Source organism: Natranaerovirga pectinivora (assembly GCF_004342165.1).
Lineage (GTDB): Bacteria > Bacillota > Clostridia > Lachnospirales > DSM-24629 > Natranaerovirga > Natranaerovirga pectinivora.
Map to the genome: position 1 here is coordinate 1 of NZ_SMAL01000029.1, position 1,129 is coordinate 1,129.

Here is a 1,129-nt window from a genome sequence, read left to right on the forward strand (position 1 = left end):
GAGTTTCACTTTAAATTAAATAAGGCCCATTGGTCAAGCGGTTAAGACACCGCCCTTTCACGGCGGTAACAGGGGTTCGATTCCCCTATGGGTCACTATCTTTCAAATTTGAAAGAATAACATATGTAATATTAATGTATAACCAAGATATGCCGACGTGGCTCAATTGGCAGAGCAGCTGACTTGTAATCAGCAGGTTATCGGTTCGAGTCCGATCGTCGGCTTCTGAGGGCCTTTAGCTCAGTTGGTTAGAGCAACCGGCTCATAACCGGTTGGTCCGGGGTTCGAGTCCCTGAAGGCCCACTTAAGAAAATTACATATGGCCCAGTGGTTCAGTTGGTTAGAACGCCGGCCTGTCACGCCGGAGGTCGAGGGTTCGAGTCCCTTCTGGGTCGTTTATCTCAGACATACTGTCTGGGTGTAGCTCAGCTTGGTAGAGCGCTAGAATGGGGTTCTAGAGGCCGCAGGTTCAACTCCTGTCACTCAGACTTCAAATTAAAATTTAATAATGTAAAACGGCATATGGGCGCATAGCTCAGCTGGGAGAGCACCTGCCTTACAAGCAGGGGGTCACAGGTTCGAGCCCTGTTGCGCCCACTATAGATTTTATAAATCTATATAACTTAACCATATGCCGGAGTGGCGGAACTGGCAGACGCACAGGACTTAAAATCCTGCGGTCCTTACCGACCGTACCGGTTCGATTCCGGTCTCCGGCATTATAAAAGCACCCAAGTGCTTTTAACAAAATCTAGAGATAGTAATATTACTAGATTTTTGTGCTTTATAAGAATAAAAATGAATAATTGTGCGCATAGCTCAGCTGGATAGAGCGTCTGACTACGGATCAGAAGGCCGAGGGTTCAAATCCTTCTGCGCACGTTACTAAGAATTCCTTATTTGTAATATTACAGGTGGGGAGTTTTTTTATGCCTTTTTTCAAATTAGAAGTCTAAAGTCACCTTTATTTCTGCCTATCAAGTGTTTTCGAATGTTCTATTTTATGGGAAAGAGAATTCTATACACAAAAAAAATAGGTTCTATAATAAATGTTGGGGTGTAAAAACCTCAACATTATTTTTTTGTAAAAAAATAATGCACTTATCCTCAATTCCCTTTAACATGTTAA

At 43.0% G+C, this 1,129-nt stretch carries 8 tRNA genes; all 8 read left to right on the forward strand.

Annotated features, from left to right (window positions below):
* Positions 1-23 precede the first annotated feature (23 nt).
* Positions 24-95, forward strand: a tRNA-Glu gene (locus tag EDC18_RS14380).
* 56 nt (positions 96-151) lie between these two features.
* Positions 152-224, forward strand: a tRNA-Thr gene (locus EDC18_RS14385).
* Positions 225-229: 5 nt separating this feature from the next.
* Positions 230-303: transfer RNA gene (locus EDC18_RS14390), tRNA-Ile, on the forward strand.
* An 18-nt stretch (positions 304-321) separates the two neighbouring features.
* Positions 322-395: transfer RNA gene (locus EDC18_RS14395), tRNA-Asp, on the forward strand.
* A 19-nt stretch (positions 396-414) separates the two neighbouring features.
* Positions 415-488 (forward strand) — tRNA-Pro (locus EDC18_RS14400).
* Positions 489-524: 36 nt separating this feature from the next.
* Positions 525-597 (forward strand) — tRNA-Val (locus EDC18_RS14405).
* 36 nt (positions 598-633) lie between these two features.
* Positions 634-719, forward strand: a tRNA-Leu gene (locus EDC18_RS14410).
* Between the two features lie 89 nt (positions 720-808).
* Positions 809-882 (forward strand) — tRNA-Arg (locus EDC18_RS14415).
* The last annotated feature ends 247 nt before the right edge of the window (positions 883-1,129 follow it).